This is a genomic window from Mucilaginibacter gilvus (assembly GCF_004054195.1).
Classification (GTDB): Bacteria; Bacteroidota; Bacteroidia; order Sphingobacteriales; family Sphingobacteriaceae; genus Mucilaginibacter; species Mucilaginibacter gilvus.
Window position 1 is genome coordinate 18,769 of record NZ_SBIW01000008.1, and the last position, 13,702, is coordinate 32,470.

Sequence of the window (13,702 nt, forward strand, 5' to 3'; positions counted from 1 at the left end):
ATACCATTTGTGAATTAAACTTTTAAGCGTATCTTTGCAGTCCCGTAATTACGGGGTATAGAATACGTTTAATAAATTTAATTTAAAGCAAGTGAATACGTTAAGTTACAAAACTGTCTCAGCCAACAAGAAAACCGTTAATAAAGAATGGGTTGTTGTTGATGCTAACAATGAGATTTTGGGGCGCTTGTGTACTAAGATCGCAATGATGATCAGAGGTAAACACAAGCCAGGGTTCACCCCACACGTAGACTGCGGAGATAACGTAATTGTTATTAATGCAGACAAGGTTAAACTGACCGGAAACAAATTCAGCGAAAAGCAGTATGTTTCTTACACCGGTTACCCGGGTGGTCAGCGTTTCATTTCTCCAAAAGAGTTAATGGCAAAGCATCCTGAGCGTGTGATTGAAAAAGCCGTACGCGGTATGTTGCCTAAAAATCGTTTAGGCCGTGCTATTTACGGTAACCTGCATGTTTATGCAGGCGCAGAGCATCCTCATGCAGCTCAAAATCCAACAACCATTTAATTAAAAGGAGAAAAGAAAAATGCCAACAACTAACACTTCAGGCAGAAGAAAAACAGCAGTTGCCCGCATCTATTTAACTGATGGTGCAGGTGCTATTATCGTAAACGGTAAAGATTACAAAGAGTACTTCCCTACCTTACCTTTACAATACATCGTTATGCAAAGCACAGAAGTTTCTGGCTCGGCTGGTAAATTTGATGTAAAAGTAAACGTAGCGGGTGGTGGTGTAAAAGGACAGGCAGAAGCCGTTCGTTTAGCTATTGCGAAAGCTATTGTTGAACTGGATCCGGAGAAAAAACCGTCTTTGCGCGCTAAAGGTTTAATGACACGTGATGACCGTATGGTTGAGCGTAAGAAACCAGGCCGTAAGAAAGCACGTAAGAGATTCCAATTCAGTAAACGCTAAAATTTTAGGAGGACAACAACAATGGCAAGAACAACATATCAGGATTTACTGGATGCAGGTGTACACTTTGGCCACCTTACCCGCAAATGGGACCCAAAAATGTCACAGTACATTTTTATGGAGCGCAACGGTATCCACATTATCGATTTAAATAAAACCTTATCAAAGGTTGAAGAAGCTGCTGCAGCTATAAAACAAATTGTAAAATCAGGCCGCAAGGTATTATTCGTAGCTACCAAGAAACAAGCTAAGGATATCGTTGCCGAGCATGCTAAAATGGTAAACATGCCTTTCATCACCGAACGTTGGTTGGGTGGTATGTTAACCAACTTTGCTACCGTACGTAAGTCGATCAAAAAGATGTCTAACATCGATAAATTGACCAAAGACGGTACTTACAGCAACCTTTCTAAAAAAGAAAGACTGATGATACAACGTGAGCGTATCAAATTAGAATCATTGTTAGGTGGTATTTCGGATCTGAACCGTTTACCGGCTGCATTGTTCCTGATCGACGTTAAGAAAGAGCACATCGCTGTTTCTGAAGCTTTGAAATTAAACATCCCGACTTTCGCGATGGTTGATACCAACTCTGATCCTTCTAACATCGATTTCCCTATCCCGGCGAATGATGATGCTACCAAATCAATTTCATTGATCACCGGCATAATCATCAAAGCAATTGAGGAAGGTTTAGAAGAACGCAAACGCGATAAAGAAGATGAAACTGAAAAAGAAGCAGCTGCTGCTAAAGCAAAGGCTGATGCACCTGAAGTAGCAGATCGTTCTGCAGCAACAGAAGGTGGCAAAAGAAGAAGGACCGCAGATGTTACAGCTGAAACTGAAACAGAAGCACCTGCTGCTGATTCAACAGAAGAATAATTATTAGTGAGTGGTGAGTGGTGAACAGTGAGTGTTTAAGCTCGCCATTCACTATTCACCACTTTTATGATAAATGAAATTTTAGTTTGCGTGTGATAGCTATTATAAAACTACTCACCGCTCACTACTCACTACTTAACTAATTACAAAATGTCTACAGTACAAATATCTGCATCTGATGTAAACAAACTGCGCCAGCAAACCGGTGCAGGCATGATGGATTGCAAAAAAGCTTTAACCGAAACTAATGGTGATTTTGAAGCTGCTATTGATTTTTTAAGGAAAAAAGGTGCTAAAGTGGCTGCAAGCCGCCAGGATCGCGAATCTAACGAAGGTGTTGTTATTGCACGTACTTCAGAAGACTTTAAACGTGGTGTTGTGATCACCCTTAACTGCGAAACTGATTTCGTTGCTAAGAACGCTGAGTTCGTAGCTTTCGCTAACCAGATAGCTAATGCTGCTGTTGAAGGAAACCCTGCCAGCATCGAAGAGCTTTACGCTTTAGAAATTGACGTTGACAACAGCCGTGTTAAAATTGGTGATGCTATCATCGACAAAACAGGTAAAATTGGCGAAAAGATCGGCGTATCTAAATACGAAGTTATTGATGCTGAAAAAGTTGTTGCTTACATCCACGGTAACTTCCGTTTAGGTGTATTGGTTGGCTTAAGCAAAAACGTTGAAGGTGCAGACGAAGCAGGTAAAGACGTTGCCATGCAAATTGCTGCAATGAACCCGGTTGCTATTGATAAAGATGGTGTTGATGCATCAGTTATCGAACGCGAATTGGAAATTGCAAAAGACGTTATCCGTGCAGAAGGTAAACCAGAAGCAATGGTTGAAAAAATCGCTGCCGGTAAATTGAACAAATTCTACAAAGACTCAACCTTACTAAACCAGGAGTTTGTAAAAGACTCTTCCAAAAACGTAAGCCAGTTTTTAGATAGCATTGATAAGGGCCTTACTGTTACCGCCTTTAAGCGGATAGCTTTAGGAGCTTAATTCTATTATCCCTCCCGAGTAAATCGGGAGGGATTTTTTTTGCGATATTGTTTCGTAGCTTCACCACCGCGTTATTACGAGGAACGAAGCAATCCCCGATAGGCAAGTAGATCGCATGCATTTCGATGTATGCGTCACAATAACTCGTTAAAAAAAACAAAGGTTTATGATAACAGCACTTCATAATCTTAAACTTATCTCTAATGGTACCATCACCGATGGTAAAGCAGTTTTAATTTCTGGTGACAGCATTATTGATGTTATCGACCAGTCTGCCATCCCCAAAGAAGCAATAAAAAAGGATCTGCAAGGCGCTTATCTTGCGCCCGGGTTTATCGATCTGCAAATCTATGGCAGCGGCGGCAAGCTATTCGCTGGTACGCCGGAGGTAGCAGCGCTGAAACGCATGGAAGATGACCTGCTCAGTCAGGGAACCATCGGCTTTTATGCAACCATTGGTACCAATACAAACGAAATTGTTGAGCAAGGCATCGCAGCAGCCAAAGCTTACCGGGCCGAAGCGCGGGGCAATTGCTGGGGACTGCACCTGGAGGGGCCATATTTAAACCCTGCCAAAAAAGGCGCGCATCCTGAAAAATATATAAAAAAAGCTACCCTGGCCGAAGTTAAAGGTTGGGTGGAACAAGCGGATGGTGTTATTAAAATGATTACCATAGCGCCGGAGTTGCAAGATCAGGCAGTGATAGATTACCTGCACGCGCAGGGGATTATCATCTCATCGGGCCATAGCAATGCTACTTATGAGCAGGGTAAAGGCTTTTTAAACAAACCTATCCCGGCGGTTACGCATTTGTTTAACGCCATGCCGCAAATGCATCACCGCGAGCCTGGTTACATCCCCGCTATATTTGAGGAAAAGCCGTATGCCAGCATCGTAGCCGATGGCAACCATGTGGATTGGCCAATGATACGCCTGGCCAAGCGCGAACTGGGCGATAAGCTATTTCTTATTACCGATGCAGTTACCGCTACTAACGAGGGCGCTTACCAACACAGGCTCGAAGGTGATAAATATGTGATGCCCGATGGCACGCTTTCCGGCTCCAGCCTTACAATGTTAAAGGCCGTGCAGAACTGCGTTGACAAAGTTGGCATTGAGTTGGCAGAAGCGGTGAATATGGGAACAAAATATCCCGCTGAGTTAGCAAAAATGGATAAACATGGCCAGGTTGCAGCCGGTTTTTATGCCGACCTTATTGTGTTCGACAGGGAATACAAGGTTAAGGCAACCATCCTGAAAGGGAATTTTTTAACAGAGACTACATAAAATTTTAACAATACCGTTTATTATCTATTTTTGACAAATCATCCTTCCAAATGAAATACAAAAGAATTCTCCTGAAGCTTAGCGGCGAATCCCTGATGGGCGAAAGACAGTATGGTATTGATAATAACCAGGTTTTGCAATACGCGCAGGACATTAAGGCTGTAAAAGAACAAGGCATAGAGATAGCGGTAGTAGTTGGCGGTGGTAACATCTTCCGTGGGCTAAGTGCCGAAAAAAGCGGAATGGAGCGCGCCCAGGCAGATTATATGGGTATGCTTGCAACCGTTATTAACTGTATGGCTTTGCAAAATGCATTGGAAAGTGTTGGTGTAGAAACCCGCCTGCAATCGGCCATAAAAATGGAGCAGATTTGCGAGCCTTATATTCGCCGGCGTGCCATGCACCATTTGGAATGCGGTAAAATTGTAATATTTGGTGCCGGTACCGGTAACCCTTATTTTACTACCGATACAGCTGCATCTCTTCGCGCTATTGAAATAAAGGCCGATGTGGTTTTAAAAGGAACCCGTGTTGATGGTATTTATACTGCCGACCCCGAGAAAGACCCAACCGCAACCCGTTACGATGAGATCTCGTTCCAGGAAGTATACGACAAAGGCTTAAGCGTAATGGACATGACCGCTATCACGCTTTGCCAGGAAAATAAACTCCCTATTATCGTATTCGATATGAACAAAGAAGGCAACTTTATGAAGATTGCCCAGGGCGAACCGATTGGAACGCTGGTAAAATAAAGTAATAACAAAAGAGGCCCCCAAAATGGACTGCCCCCAAAATTCCGGGGCCTCTTTTGTTATTATTACGATCATGTTAAACTTGTTTCAACACCTCACACGGGCAGGTAACAACTATGCATAGTCGCCTTGCTTGCCGAACTTTGCAGAGGGGGTGCTGAAATAAATTCGGCATGACGGTTAGCGCTTAGTAGCTCCCTATATTTACACTTCTACCGTAAACTTCTCGCCTATTTGTTGCCTCCACATGGCGTAATACAGGCCTTTTTGGTCTATCAGGTTCTGGTGTTTGCCGGCTTCAATGATGTGGCCTTTCTCCAGCACGAAGATCCTGTCGGCATGCATAATAGTGGATAGGCGGTGCGCTATCAGGATAGTGATATGATCGTTCAGTACAGAAACATCGCGGATGGTATCGGTTATCTCTTCTTCAGTGATAGAATCTAATGAAGAGGTAGCCTCATCAAACACCAAAATATCGGGCCTGCGTAGTAAAGCGCGGGCTATGGACAGGCGTTGTTTTTCGCCACCGGAAACTTTTACACCACCCTCGCCAATTACCGTATCCAGCCCTTTATCGGCACGGGATAATAAAGTTTGGCAGGCCGCACGCTGCAGTACATTCATACAATCCTCATCCGTAGCTTCCGGGCGAACGAACAACAAGTTCTCGCGAATTGTGCCGGAGAATAGCTGCGTATCCTGCGTTACAAAGCCTATCTTCTCGCGCAGCTGGTCCAGGTCTATCTCATTACTTGGGATGCTGTTATAACTTACTTCGCCTGCAAATGGTTGATAAAGGCCCACCAGTAATTTTACCAGCGTGCTCTTTCCCGATCCGGATGGTCCAACAAACGCGATGGTTTGGCCGGCAACAGTTTCAAATTCGATATGGTTTAAGGCGTTGCGGTTGGCAGTTAAATGTTTAAAACTAACATTAGTAAAGGTAAGCGTCTCTATTTTTTCTAATAGCACAGGCTTCTCGGGTTTCTTGTCGATAGGTACGCTTAAGATGCCTTTAAAGTTGGCTAAGGATACCTCTGCTTCGCGCCAGCTTAATATAACGTTGCCAAGCTCCTGTAGGGGGTTAAACAGGAAGAATGAATAGAATAACAAGCTTAGGTATTGCCCGGGAGTGATGGTTGTCTCGAATATCAGGATCAATAATACTACAACCATACTGCTGCGTACCAGGTTAACGGTAGTGCCCTGTACAAAGCTCATGCTGCGTACGTATTTCACTTTTTTTAGCTCCAGATCGAGGATCTTATAGGTAGTATTATTCAGGCGTTCAATTTCTTGTTTGGCCAGCCCAAGGCTTTTTACCAGTTCAATGTTACGTAACGATTCGGTTGTTGAGCCGGCAAGGGCGGTAGTTTCGCCGACGATTTTTTTCTGTATCACCTTTATTTTACGGCTTAACACCATACTTACGAAAGCGATAATTGGGATAGCCGCTAAATAAACCAGTGTTACCTTATAGCTAATGCTGAGCGAATAAAAGATAACAAACAGCATACCGGTGAGGCTTACAAACAGGATGCTGATGAACGAGGTGATAAACTTTTCGCAATCTAAGCGCACCTTTTGCAAAATGCCTAAAGTTTCGCCGCTACGCTGGTCTTCAAAAACCTGGTAGGGTAGTTCGAGCGAGTGTTTTAAACCATCGGCATACATTTTAGCACCCACTTTTTGGGTGATGATGCTGGTGTAATAATCCTGGAAGTTTTTGGCGATGCGCGATACCATGGCCACGCCAATTGCGGCACCAACAAAGGTTAAGGCAGCCATTAAATAGCCATGGTAAGTATAATGAGCACGGCCACCAATAACTTTATCAAGTATGCGGCCGCTAATGTAAGGATCGAGTAAGGAGAAACCGATGTTGATGCCGGCAAGCAAGAGCGCGATAATTACAACTCCGCGGTAATTTTTTAAGTAGGATAAGAGTATATTCATTAATGCAAAACTAAAAAAAGGGAACGGCTAAGAAGCTCATTCCCTTTAATTTGACAATGCCGTTATTTGTGCGGCAAAGTAACAACCCGTAGTTATAGCGCCATTTCCATCTGGATATTGCAGCGTTCGTAAGGTGAGGGTAGTCCGCTTGTTTTTTTAAAGCCCAGTTTATGGTATAAATTTATAGCAGGCTTTAGTTTGGTATTGCTTTCGAGGTAAAGCGTTTTCGCTCCAATTGAGCGGGCTTTCTCCATACAAGCAAGCCCCAGCAGGTAGCCAATGCCTTTGCCCTTTGCTTTTGGAGATACCGCCATTTTTGCCAGCTCGTACATTCCGCCGTCCATTTTAATAAGAGCAGATGTGCCCACCGGCTCGCCTTTATACAATGCGATCAAAATAACGCCGCCTTTATCTAAGATGTATTCCTGTGGATGATCGAGCGATTTATGATCTGTCTCTTCCATGTTAAAATTTTCCGTTATCCATTCCTCATTCAGTTGCTTAAAGGATTGCTGGTGTTCGGGCTGGTATGCAACTATTCGCACGTCGTTTGCTTCGCGGAGCTTTTTCTCATCTTCCACGCGTTTAAACAGGCTCTTTTGTTCCAGCAGAAATTCCCACTCTTCAATGGCTTTCCAAATGTTGTATTGGGTTTGGTTAAGCGCGTTTTCTACGGCGGCGTTTACATCGGTGTATTGCACTTGTATGCGCTCGTTAATATCTTTCCCTTTTACTGTGAGGCCAATAAAATTCTTCCGGCCATCCTTTTGGTTGGGGATCTCCTGTGCTATGCCGCTTTTCACCATCTCTTTAACAATAGTACTTACAGAGGGGTGCGAGTGGTTTATCTCCTGAGCTATTTGCATAATAGATTTATTCTCGCCTCCGGCCAGCGCATAAAACACAGGGAACCATTTGGGATTTAGCCCGATATCGTACAGCTCATATACTTTGCTTGCCTGGTCGGTAACCAATTCGCTTAGCCTGCGTAACCTGCTGCCGAGCGCCATTTTACCTACTTTGTTATAAAACTCCATAATGAGAAATAAATTACGTAATCAATTACGCAAATATAAGTATCTATTTAAAACTTTTCAAAAAAAATCATTCGTATTAACTTTTATTACTTTAGGCCAACAAAAAAAGGGAATAACCTTAACGGCCATTCCCTTTTCCCAGCAGTTTAAGCAAACTTAAACCGTCATGATATCTTTTTCCTTAGCTTCTGATAACTGATCAACTTTAATAATGTAAGCATCGGTTAGCTTTTGCACTTCTGCCTCTCCAACTTTTATTTCGTCTTCAGAAACGCCTTCGGTTTTTAATTTTTTGATCTTTTCGTTAGCATCCTTACGTATGTTGCGCACGGCAACTTTACCCGTTTCGGCCTCGCCTTTTGCTTTTTTAACCAAATCCCGGCGGCGCTCTTCGGTAAGTGGCGGTATGTTGATGCGGATGATGATGCCATCATTTTGCGGGTTAACGCCAAGATTGGCCTCTTTAATGGCTTTCTCTATAAGCGGCAGCAGGTTTTTCTCCCATGGCTGCACTATAATGGTGCGCGCATCGGGCGTGTTAACACTGCCTACCTGGCTAAGCGGGGTAGCTGTGCCATAATAATCAATGCTGATATCATCCAGCATGCTTGGGTTTGCCTTGCCTGCGCGTATTTTGGTTAATTCGCTATCTGCGTGTGCAATTGCTTTATCCATTAAAGCTTTTGCATCAGTTACTTGTTTTTTAATGAGTTCGCTCATTGTTTAAGATTTTTGACAAAAATAATAAAAAGTATCAAAGCCCCTAATTAAGGTTTTACCCGCAACGCGTTTTATGCAAGTAATTTAGTTAATTGGTTTTGAGATGAGCAACAGATTAAACGCCGCCGTGTTTTTGCGATACCAGTTTTTCTACCGGGTAGCCCATAGCTTTGCATCTGGCAACCAGTTCGTCGTAAGTTTTTTTGCTGATGGATGGCTTGCGACTCATAATAAAGAGGAATTTATGATCGGGGTGGCCAACTACCACGTAAGAATAATCGTCGGCGAGATCTATCACCCAGTAATCTACCTTAAAGGGCCACAGGAACTGGGCTTTCATTTCGGCGTTATTAGTACCCTCTACCTGGAACAGCTTTGATTTTACGCTCTTATCGCTGCCGTCGTCTTTTTTGCATTTAGTAACAACATCATAATAGGCCTTCCCTGCATTCCAGGTGTAGGTAGTTGTGGTTTCCCTACTGCCTTTGTCAAACATGGTAGGGATAGAGTACAGCGAGTACCAGGTGCCTGCAAAACGTTTCAGATCTACTTGAGCAACCGGCTTATTGGGGATGCCGGTAATAGTTGTAAATAGGATGAGGGCTATGGCATATATCGTTTTCATACTTATAAAAACGAAGTTGCGGAAAGGGCGGTTTTATTGCGACGGTTTAATTTTACGGAAAGGGATGGCATACGGCGAGAAAATCCGGCCATGGAAGGGAAATAACCGGGACCATAGCGCATAAAAAATCACGCCACCAAAATGTATGAAAGCGTGCAAATAAAAACATTAGCAAAGCACTGGTTGAAACAGCGCTTTGCTAAAATCTTTACAGAACTACCAACGGCTACCGCCGCCGCCGCCGCCTCTGCTATCTTTTGAGTAGCCGCCGCCACCGCCGCTACCGCCACCTCTACTGTCTCTTGAGTAGCCACCGCCACCGCCGCCACGGTTACCACCGCCGCCGCCGTAACCGCCGCCGCCACCACCGCTTCTGCGGTCGCCCGGTTTTTTGTCTTCAGCCTGGCTAACCGCAATTGAGCGGCCGCTAACTTCAGAACCGTTTAGGCCAGAAATTGCTTTTTGAGCTGCTTCATCGTCAGACATTTCAACAAATCCGAAGCCTTTACTGCGGCCAGATTCTCTGTCAATAATAATTTTAACGGTGGTTACTTCACCATAAGCTTCAAAAAGCTCTTTTAAATCTGCTTCCTCTAAAGAGTAAGGAAGGCTTCCTACGAATATGTTCATCAAAAAATTAGTTTAGTAATGATCAGTTTTTCTTCCTGTCATTTTATTGTTTACACCAAATATAGAATAGATATTAATCACTTGTACAATAATTTATCAAACTACTGGCTTTATTTTATTAAAAAGCGCTATTTATGGCTGTTTTCTCAAAAAACAGAGCTGATGGAGTAGCTTTTGCCGTTTAAGTTAAATTCCTGGCCCCCGGTTTTGCCTTTTAATTTAAGGCCAATTGGCGAAGCCGGCGACACCGCGAAGTAGTTTTTGCCATCCAGCAGTAGGTTGCCGGCGCTTATGGCGATGTAAAAGTCTCCGTTATTGGTAGTTACAAGGCTGCCGGTATCGACAGTGGCAGATGCGCCATTAAAACTTACCTGGTTTAACGCCACCATTAGTTTGTTGGCCTCGTTCAATTGGGCCAGGTTGCGGTTAGTTTCCTGCTGGGCCATTTCGCGCCCTGTTTCATATTTGTCGCCGGCGCTGCTTTTGGTATCGTTGTTGGCGGCTTGTTGTGCTTCGGCTATGGCCTGTTCGGCGGCTTGCATGCGGCCTTTTACATAGGCAACACATAACGCGTGCAGCTTCTCCTTTATATCGCTCATGTTGGTTATCCTGAAAAAACGAAGATGCTAAATAAAACCGCAATCAAAACGGCTTAAAAAATAAAAGCCCCCGTGCACTCGCTGCCGGGGACTTTCAACCTAAACCTTATCACAATTATAAGTGCGGATGCACTTACGCTGTTTTAAACGAAATGTATTGCCCAAATGTTGTGTAAAGCCATCTCAAATTACTTGCAAATGATAAAATCTTTTAAATTTTTAGTCCTCCGGCCAAACAATCGGGCAAAAAAAATATTATCTGCATTGTTGCGTTTGACATTTTGCCGCGTAATGGAAGATACATAACCAGGACACATGATCAGGCATATTAAACAAAGTGCTTTAAAAGGATATACATTTACATTAATACTGCTTTCTATTCTGCTGATATTGATGGGGCTTTTTGCTGTGGTGCCATTAAGATAAATTGGGCTTTATCTATTACGCGAATTTGCTTGCTTTTAAATTCGCGGGCTTGGCATATTTCTACCCTAATTCTAACCCGGCTTTTCTGCAGCCCAAGCCTTTCCTTTAGTTTCTTACCAGAACAATATTAAGCAGGGGCTGATATCTGCTTCAATTTTTGCCCTAAATACAAAACTATAGCAATAAGCATTGCCGGGCGTTGCTCTTTTAGCCGGGTAGCCAAAACAAACCACCACCAATTTGGTTAATAGCTGTACATATTTTATACACAAACTTAACCTGTTAAAAAAAATGAATTTAAAACGCACTTTCGGAGCCGTACTTACCGTGCTCGGCATCGCCGGCCTTATTTGGACCGGTATTGAAATTATTAACCATACTGGTGCTGCAACTACCTTAATTGTTATCGGCATTATATCTGTACTGTTTTTCTCTACGGGGATCAGCCTGGTACGCAATACTAAAGACGAAGCTTAATTTAAGGCAGCGGGCATAATTGCCCCGGTTTCGGAAATGATTAAACCCGAAGCTTCAAAATCGTTTTCGGTAAGCGTTTTGATACGACGGGAGGCGCGGTTAAGCGTATCGCGAAGCAGGCCTTTGTCGTGCGATTGCTTATAGGATACTATTTGGCCACGTAAAAACTGGCCTTTTTTGTTGATGCGCAATTTTAACATAGGGGCTAGTCCGCAAATACCGGCCACGCTTACGCTTCGGTAGGTGCAAAAGTTACCGAGGCTGTAAGCGATCAGCCTGTTTTTATATAATTCCAGTGCACGACTTACGTGCGGGCCGTTTCCTAAAATGACATCGGCACCGGCATCAATTGCAGCGTGTGCAAATGCATTTACGTTGCCCCGCCGTTCGCCGTTGTAGAATTCGGACACACAGGGTACATGCTCAAAAGCAACACCTTCGCCACCGCCATGGAACGATACGATCACCACATCGCTCTGCCGCTTTAACTTTTGTATAATAACTGTTGCAGCTTTAATATCCAGCAACGATACTGTTTGGCTGTTAGGCGAAAACGCGCAAAACCCATATCTCACACCATTTAAGGTGAAGGCTTTTGTTGGAGATGTTTTTAACCCGGCGTAATGGATACCCAGGCTATCTAATATCTTTACTGTATTCACACGCCCCTTCAACCCAAAATCGTTACTGTGATTGTTGGCCACGCTTAAAATATCAAAACCGGCGTCTTTAAAAATACCGCCATAATGCTCGGGCATTTTAAACAGGTAGGGCTTGCTACGGAACCTCAATTTCATAGCAGCAGGGGCGCCGCTATCTATGAGCGCGCCTTCCAGGTTGCCAAAGGCTATATCGGCTTCGCGCAGATCTTTCAGGGCATATTTAAAGCTATTCTTTCCGCTATCGGGCGGTAAATTGTTAATGTTTGGGTAAGCGGTACCCAGCATTATATCGCCAACGGCAGCAATATTAATGGCAGTATCTGCAGGCGAAGCGATAGTTTCAACCGCGACGGGTTCTGCTGCCGGTTCCGTTTTGGCAGGCCGGTGTGCAGTGGGATTGTTGCAGCCCACAAACAGGAGGATTGAGCAAAAAAGCAAAATGAGTGTTAAGCCTAATTTCATGGCAAAAAAAATCCCTCCATATTAGGATGGAAGGATTGGGGAATTATAAATAATTTAGGTTTAATCAATTATTATCTGGTCCGGGCTGGTCCGCGCTGCTGCTGGTCAGTTCGTTTTTAAACGACTCCAACATACGACCGCCTTTGTAAAAATAGCGACTGTAGTAAGCATCATCGAGGCTGCTGATAGCTACACCGCGAGATGAAGCGTGAGCGAACCTGTTATTGCCTAAGTAGATGCCAACATGCGAAATGCTGCGGCTGTGTATTTTAAAGAAAACCAGGTCGCCTTCTTTCAAATCATCTTTACCCACCGGGTTAACCATACTAAAGATGTCGCGTGAGTTGCGGCGAATAGCTAAGTTAAACACATCGCTATACAATTGCTTGGTAAATGCTGAGCAATCTATTCCTTTTCTTGAGCTGCCGCCAAAACGGTAAGGAGTACCAATCCAATCGTGCACGAAATTAAAAAGTTTCATGTTTGACGTAGCCGATAAGGCCACGCCCATAATTTGTGAAAGATAATCTTTGGCTAATGACTCCTGATCGTCAGATTCTACAGATGGAGTTGGAACACTTTTTGTTTGAGCCTGTGCGGCTAAAACGCTCATAAATAATGCAATAGCAAGTGCGAATTTCTTCATTTAATTTGGTTTTTTGTTGAATTAGGGCAACAAATGTATATTAAATTGGACGTTGTGTCTATTGTTAGATACAAAACTATACAAATAATCTACACCTCCAAATAAATTATGAAATATTTTTCATGTTCGTTACGGTGAAAAATATTAACCAATGTTAATAAAGTTATCGTTGAAGTAAATATTTATAGGCCCATTAAATAGTTAACCAACTAATTTTCAATGGCTAATATTTTTTCCTTTTAAAGCATGCCAAAAGTGTAAACTGTGGAAAAAAATCAAATTTTGAATTTTTTCGCGACTACCAAATAAGGTCGATCTGCGATTTTTACAACACAACAGATGTGGATTCCGATGAGTTGTATAGCGCCTGGCGTTGATGTTACGACAGTTGGGTGTACTGTTAAAACGTTTGCGTTTTTTCCAAAATTTTTATGCAGTTAGATAGTCACCAGGCAACCGATAGTCTTCAAACAAGCGAACATCTGCGCAATAACGGCAGGAAGGGCATTTTTACAGGTAAAAGCCATCTACCATAATTAATCAAACAGCGAAAAGATTATTGCGGGAAAGTAATATATTGCATTGCGGCAAAGCGTA

Annotated in this window: 15 protein-coding genes; 7 read left to right on the forward strand and 8 right to left on the reverse strand. The window is 43.2% G+C overall.

Annotated features, from left to right (window positions below):
• Nucleotides 1-91 precede the first annotated feature (91 nt).
• The 6 genes from rplM to pyrH all read left to right on the forward strand — a co-directional run bounded on the left by rplM (nt 92) and on the right by pyrH (nt 4,862).
• Nucleotides 92-529 carry a 50S ribosomal protein L13 gene (gene rplM, locus EPL05_RS16865; protein ID WP_067062091.1) on the forward strand — a complete coding sequence of 146 codons (438 nt, stop codon included), beginning with the start codon at nt 92-94 and terminating at the stop codon, nt 527-529.
• Between the two features lie 19 nt (nt 530-548).
• Complete coding sequence (rpsI, locus tag EPL05_RS16870) at nt 549-935, forward strand: 30S ribosomal protein S9 (RefSeq protein WP_128535164.1); 387 nt, start codon at nt 549-551, stop codon at nt 933-935.
• 21 nt (nt 936-956) lie between these two features.
• Nucleotides 957-1,817 carry a 30S ribosomal protein S2 gene (gene rpsB / locus EPL05_RS16875; RefSeq protein ID WP_128535165.1) on the forward strand — a complete coding sequence of 287 codons (861 nt, stop codon included), beginning with the start codon at nt 957-959 and terminating at the stop codon, nt 1,815-1,817.
• Nucleotides 1,818-1,967: 150 nt separating this feature from the next.
• A complete protein-coding gene (gene tsf, locus EPL05_RS16880; protein WP_128535166.1) occupies nt 1,968-2,819 on the forward strand; it encodes a translation elongation factor Ts in 852 nt (283 codons plus the stop codon).
• 166 nt (nt 2,820-2,985) lie between these two features.
• On the forward strand, nt 2,986-4,107 hold the full coding sequence (nagA, locus tag EPL05_RS16885; protein ID WP_128535167.1) for an N-acetylglucosamine-6-phosphate deacetylase: 1,122 nt from the start codon (nt 2,986-2,988) through the stop codon (nt 4,105-4,107).
• Between the two features lie 50 nt (nt 4,108-4,157).
• The gene (gene pyrH / locus EPL05_RS16890) at nt 4,158-4,862 is read left to right on the forward strand and encodes a UMP kinase (RefSeq protein ID WP_128535168.1); all 705 of its coding nucleotides are present in this window, start codon (nt 4,158-4,160) and stop codon (nt 4,860-4,862) included.
• 204 nt (nt 4,863-5,066) lie between these two features.
• Here pyrH and EPL05_RS16895 read toward each other — a convergent pair whose 3' ends face one another.
• The 6 genes from EPL05_RS16895 to EPL05_RS16920 form a co-directional block, all read right to left on the reverse strand.
• Nucleotides 5,067-6,821, reverse strand: coding sequence for an ABC transporter ATP-binding protein (locus EPL05_RS16895; RefSeq protein WP_128535169.1), 1,755 nt, complete (start codon nt 6,819-6,821; stop codon nt 5,067-5,069).
• Between the two features lie 92 nt (nt 6,822-6,913).
• Nucleotides 6,914-7,858, reverse strand: a complete 945-nt coding sequence (locus tag EPL05_RS16900) for a bifunctional helix-turn-helix transcriptional regulator/GNAT family N-acetyltransferase (protein ID WP_128535170.1) — start codon at nt 7,856-7,858, stop codon at nt 6,914-6,916.
• A gap of 156 nt (nt 7,859-8,014) precedes the next feature.
• On the reverse strand, nt 8,015-8,578 hold the full coding sequence (gene frr, locus EPL05_RS16905; protein ID WP_128535171.1) for a ribosome recycling factor: 564 nt from the start codon (nt 8,576-8,578) through the stop codon (nt 8,015-8,017).
• 115 nt (nt 8,579-8,693) lie between these two features.
• Entirely contained in the window at nt 8,694-9,203 is a 510-nt protein-coding gene (locus tag EPL05_RS16910; RefSeq protein WP_128535172.1) for a lipocalin family protein, read from the reverse strand.
• Nucleotides 9,204-9,419: 216 nt separating this feature from the next.
• On the reverse strand, nt 9,420-9,833 hold the full coding sequence (locus EPL05_RS16915) for an RNA recognition motif domain-containing protein (protein WP_128535173.1): 414 nt from the start codon (nt 9,831-9,833) through the stop codon (nt 9,420-9,422).
• Between the two features lie 146 nt (nt 9,834-9,979).
• On the reverse strand, nt 9,980-10,432 hold the full coding sequence (locus tag EPL05_RS16920; protein WP_128535174.1) for a 3-oxoacyl-ACP synthase: 453 nt from the start codon (nt 10,430-10,432) through the stop codon (nt 9,980-9,982).
• Nucleotides 10,433-11,149: 717 nt separating this feature from the next.
• Between EPL05_RS16920 and EPL05_RS16925 the strand changes: the two genes are divergently transcribed.
• The gene (locus EPL05_RS16925; protein WP_128535175.1) at nt 11,150-11,335 is read left to right on the forward strand and encodes a hypothetical protein; all 186 of its coding nucleotides are present in this window, start codon (nt 11,150-11,152) and stop codon (nt 11,333-11,335) included.
• On the opposite strand, the gene EPL05_RS16930 is transcribed toward EPL05_RS16925, so the two are convergent.
• Both EPL05_RS16930 and EPL05_RS16935 read right to left on the reverse strand, forming a co-directional pair.
• A complete protein-coding gene (locus EPL05_RS16930) occupies nt 11,332-12,459 on the reverse strand; it encodes a CapA family protein (protein WP_128535176.1) in 1,128 nt (375 codons plus the stop codon). The two genes, EPL05_RS16925 and EPL05_RS16930, sit on opposite strands and share 4 nt — an antisense overlap.
• 64 nt (nt 12,460-12,523) lie before the next feature.
• Nucleotides 12,524-13,105, reverse strand: coding sequence for a C40 family peptidase (locus EPL05_RS16935; protein WP_128535177.1), 582 nt, complete (start codon nt 13,103-13,105; stop codon nt 12,524-12,526).
• Nucleotides 13,106-13,702: the final 597 nt, after the last annotated feature.

What these genes read in the sequence shown, in the direction of transcription:
- rpsI (WP_128535164.1), top strand. Translation starts at nt 549, where the DNA reads ATGCCAACAACTAACACTTCAGGCAGAAGAAAAACAGCAGTTGCCCGC.
- rpsB (WP_128535165.1), top strand. Translation starts at nt 957, where the DNA reads ATGGCAAGAACAACATATCAGGATTTACTGGATGCAGGTGTACACTTT.
- tsf (WP_128535166.1), top strand. Translation starts at nt 1,968, where the DNA reads ATGTCTACAGTACAAATATCTGCATCTGATGTAAACAAACTGCGCCAG.
- nagA (WP_128535167.1), top strand. Translation starts at nt 2,986, where the DNA reads ATGATAACAGCACTTCATAATCTTAAACTTATCTCTAATGGTACCATC.
- pyrH (WP_128535168.1), top strand. Translation starts at nt 4,158, where the DNA reads ATGAAATACAAAAGAATTCTCCTGAAGCTTAGCGGCGAATCCCTGATG.
- EPL05_RS16895 (WP_128535169.1), bottom strand. Translation starts at nt 6,821, where the DNA reads ATGAATATACTCTTATCCTACTTAAAAAATTACCGCGGAGTTGTAATT.
- EPL05_RS16900 (WP_128535170.1), bottom strand. Translation starts at nt 7,858, where the DNA reads ATGGAGTTTTATAACAAAGTAGGTAAAATGGCGCTCGGCAGCAGGTTA.
- frr (WP_128535171.1), bottom strand. Translation starts at nt 8,578, where the DNA reads ATGAGCGAACTCATTAAAAAACAAGTAACTGATGCAAAAGCTTTAATG.
- EPL05_RS16910 (WP_128535172.1), bottom strand. Translation starts at nt 9,203, where the DNA reads ATGAAAACGATATATGCCATAGCCCTCATCCTATTTACAACTATTACC.
- EPL05_RS16915 (WP_128535173.1), bottom strand. Translation starts at nt 9,833, where the DNA reads ATGAACATATTCGTAGGAAGCCTTCCTTACTCTTTAGAGGAAGCAGAT.
- EPL05_RS16920 (WP_128535174.1), bottom strand. Translation starts at nt 10,432, where the DNA reads ATGAGCGATATAAAGGAGAAGCTGCACGCGTTATGTGTTGCCTATGTA.
- EPL05_RS16925 (WP_128535175.1), top strand. Translation starts at nt 11,150, where the DNA reads ATGAATTTAAAACGCACTTTCGGAGCCGTACTTACCGTGCTCGGCATC.
- EPL05_RS16930 (WP_128535176.1), bottom strand. Translation starts at nt 12,459, where the DNA reads ATGAAATTAGGCTTAACACTCATTTTGCTTTTTTGCTCAATCCTCCTG.
- EPL05_RS16935 (WP_128535177.1), bottom strand. Translation starts at nt 13,105, where the DNA reads ATGAAGAAATTCGCACTTGCTATTGCATTATTTATGAGCGTTTTAGCC.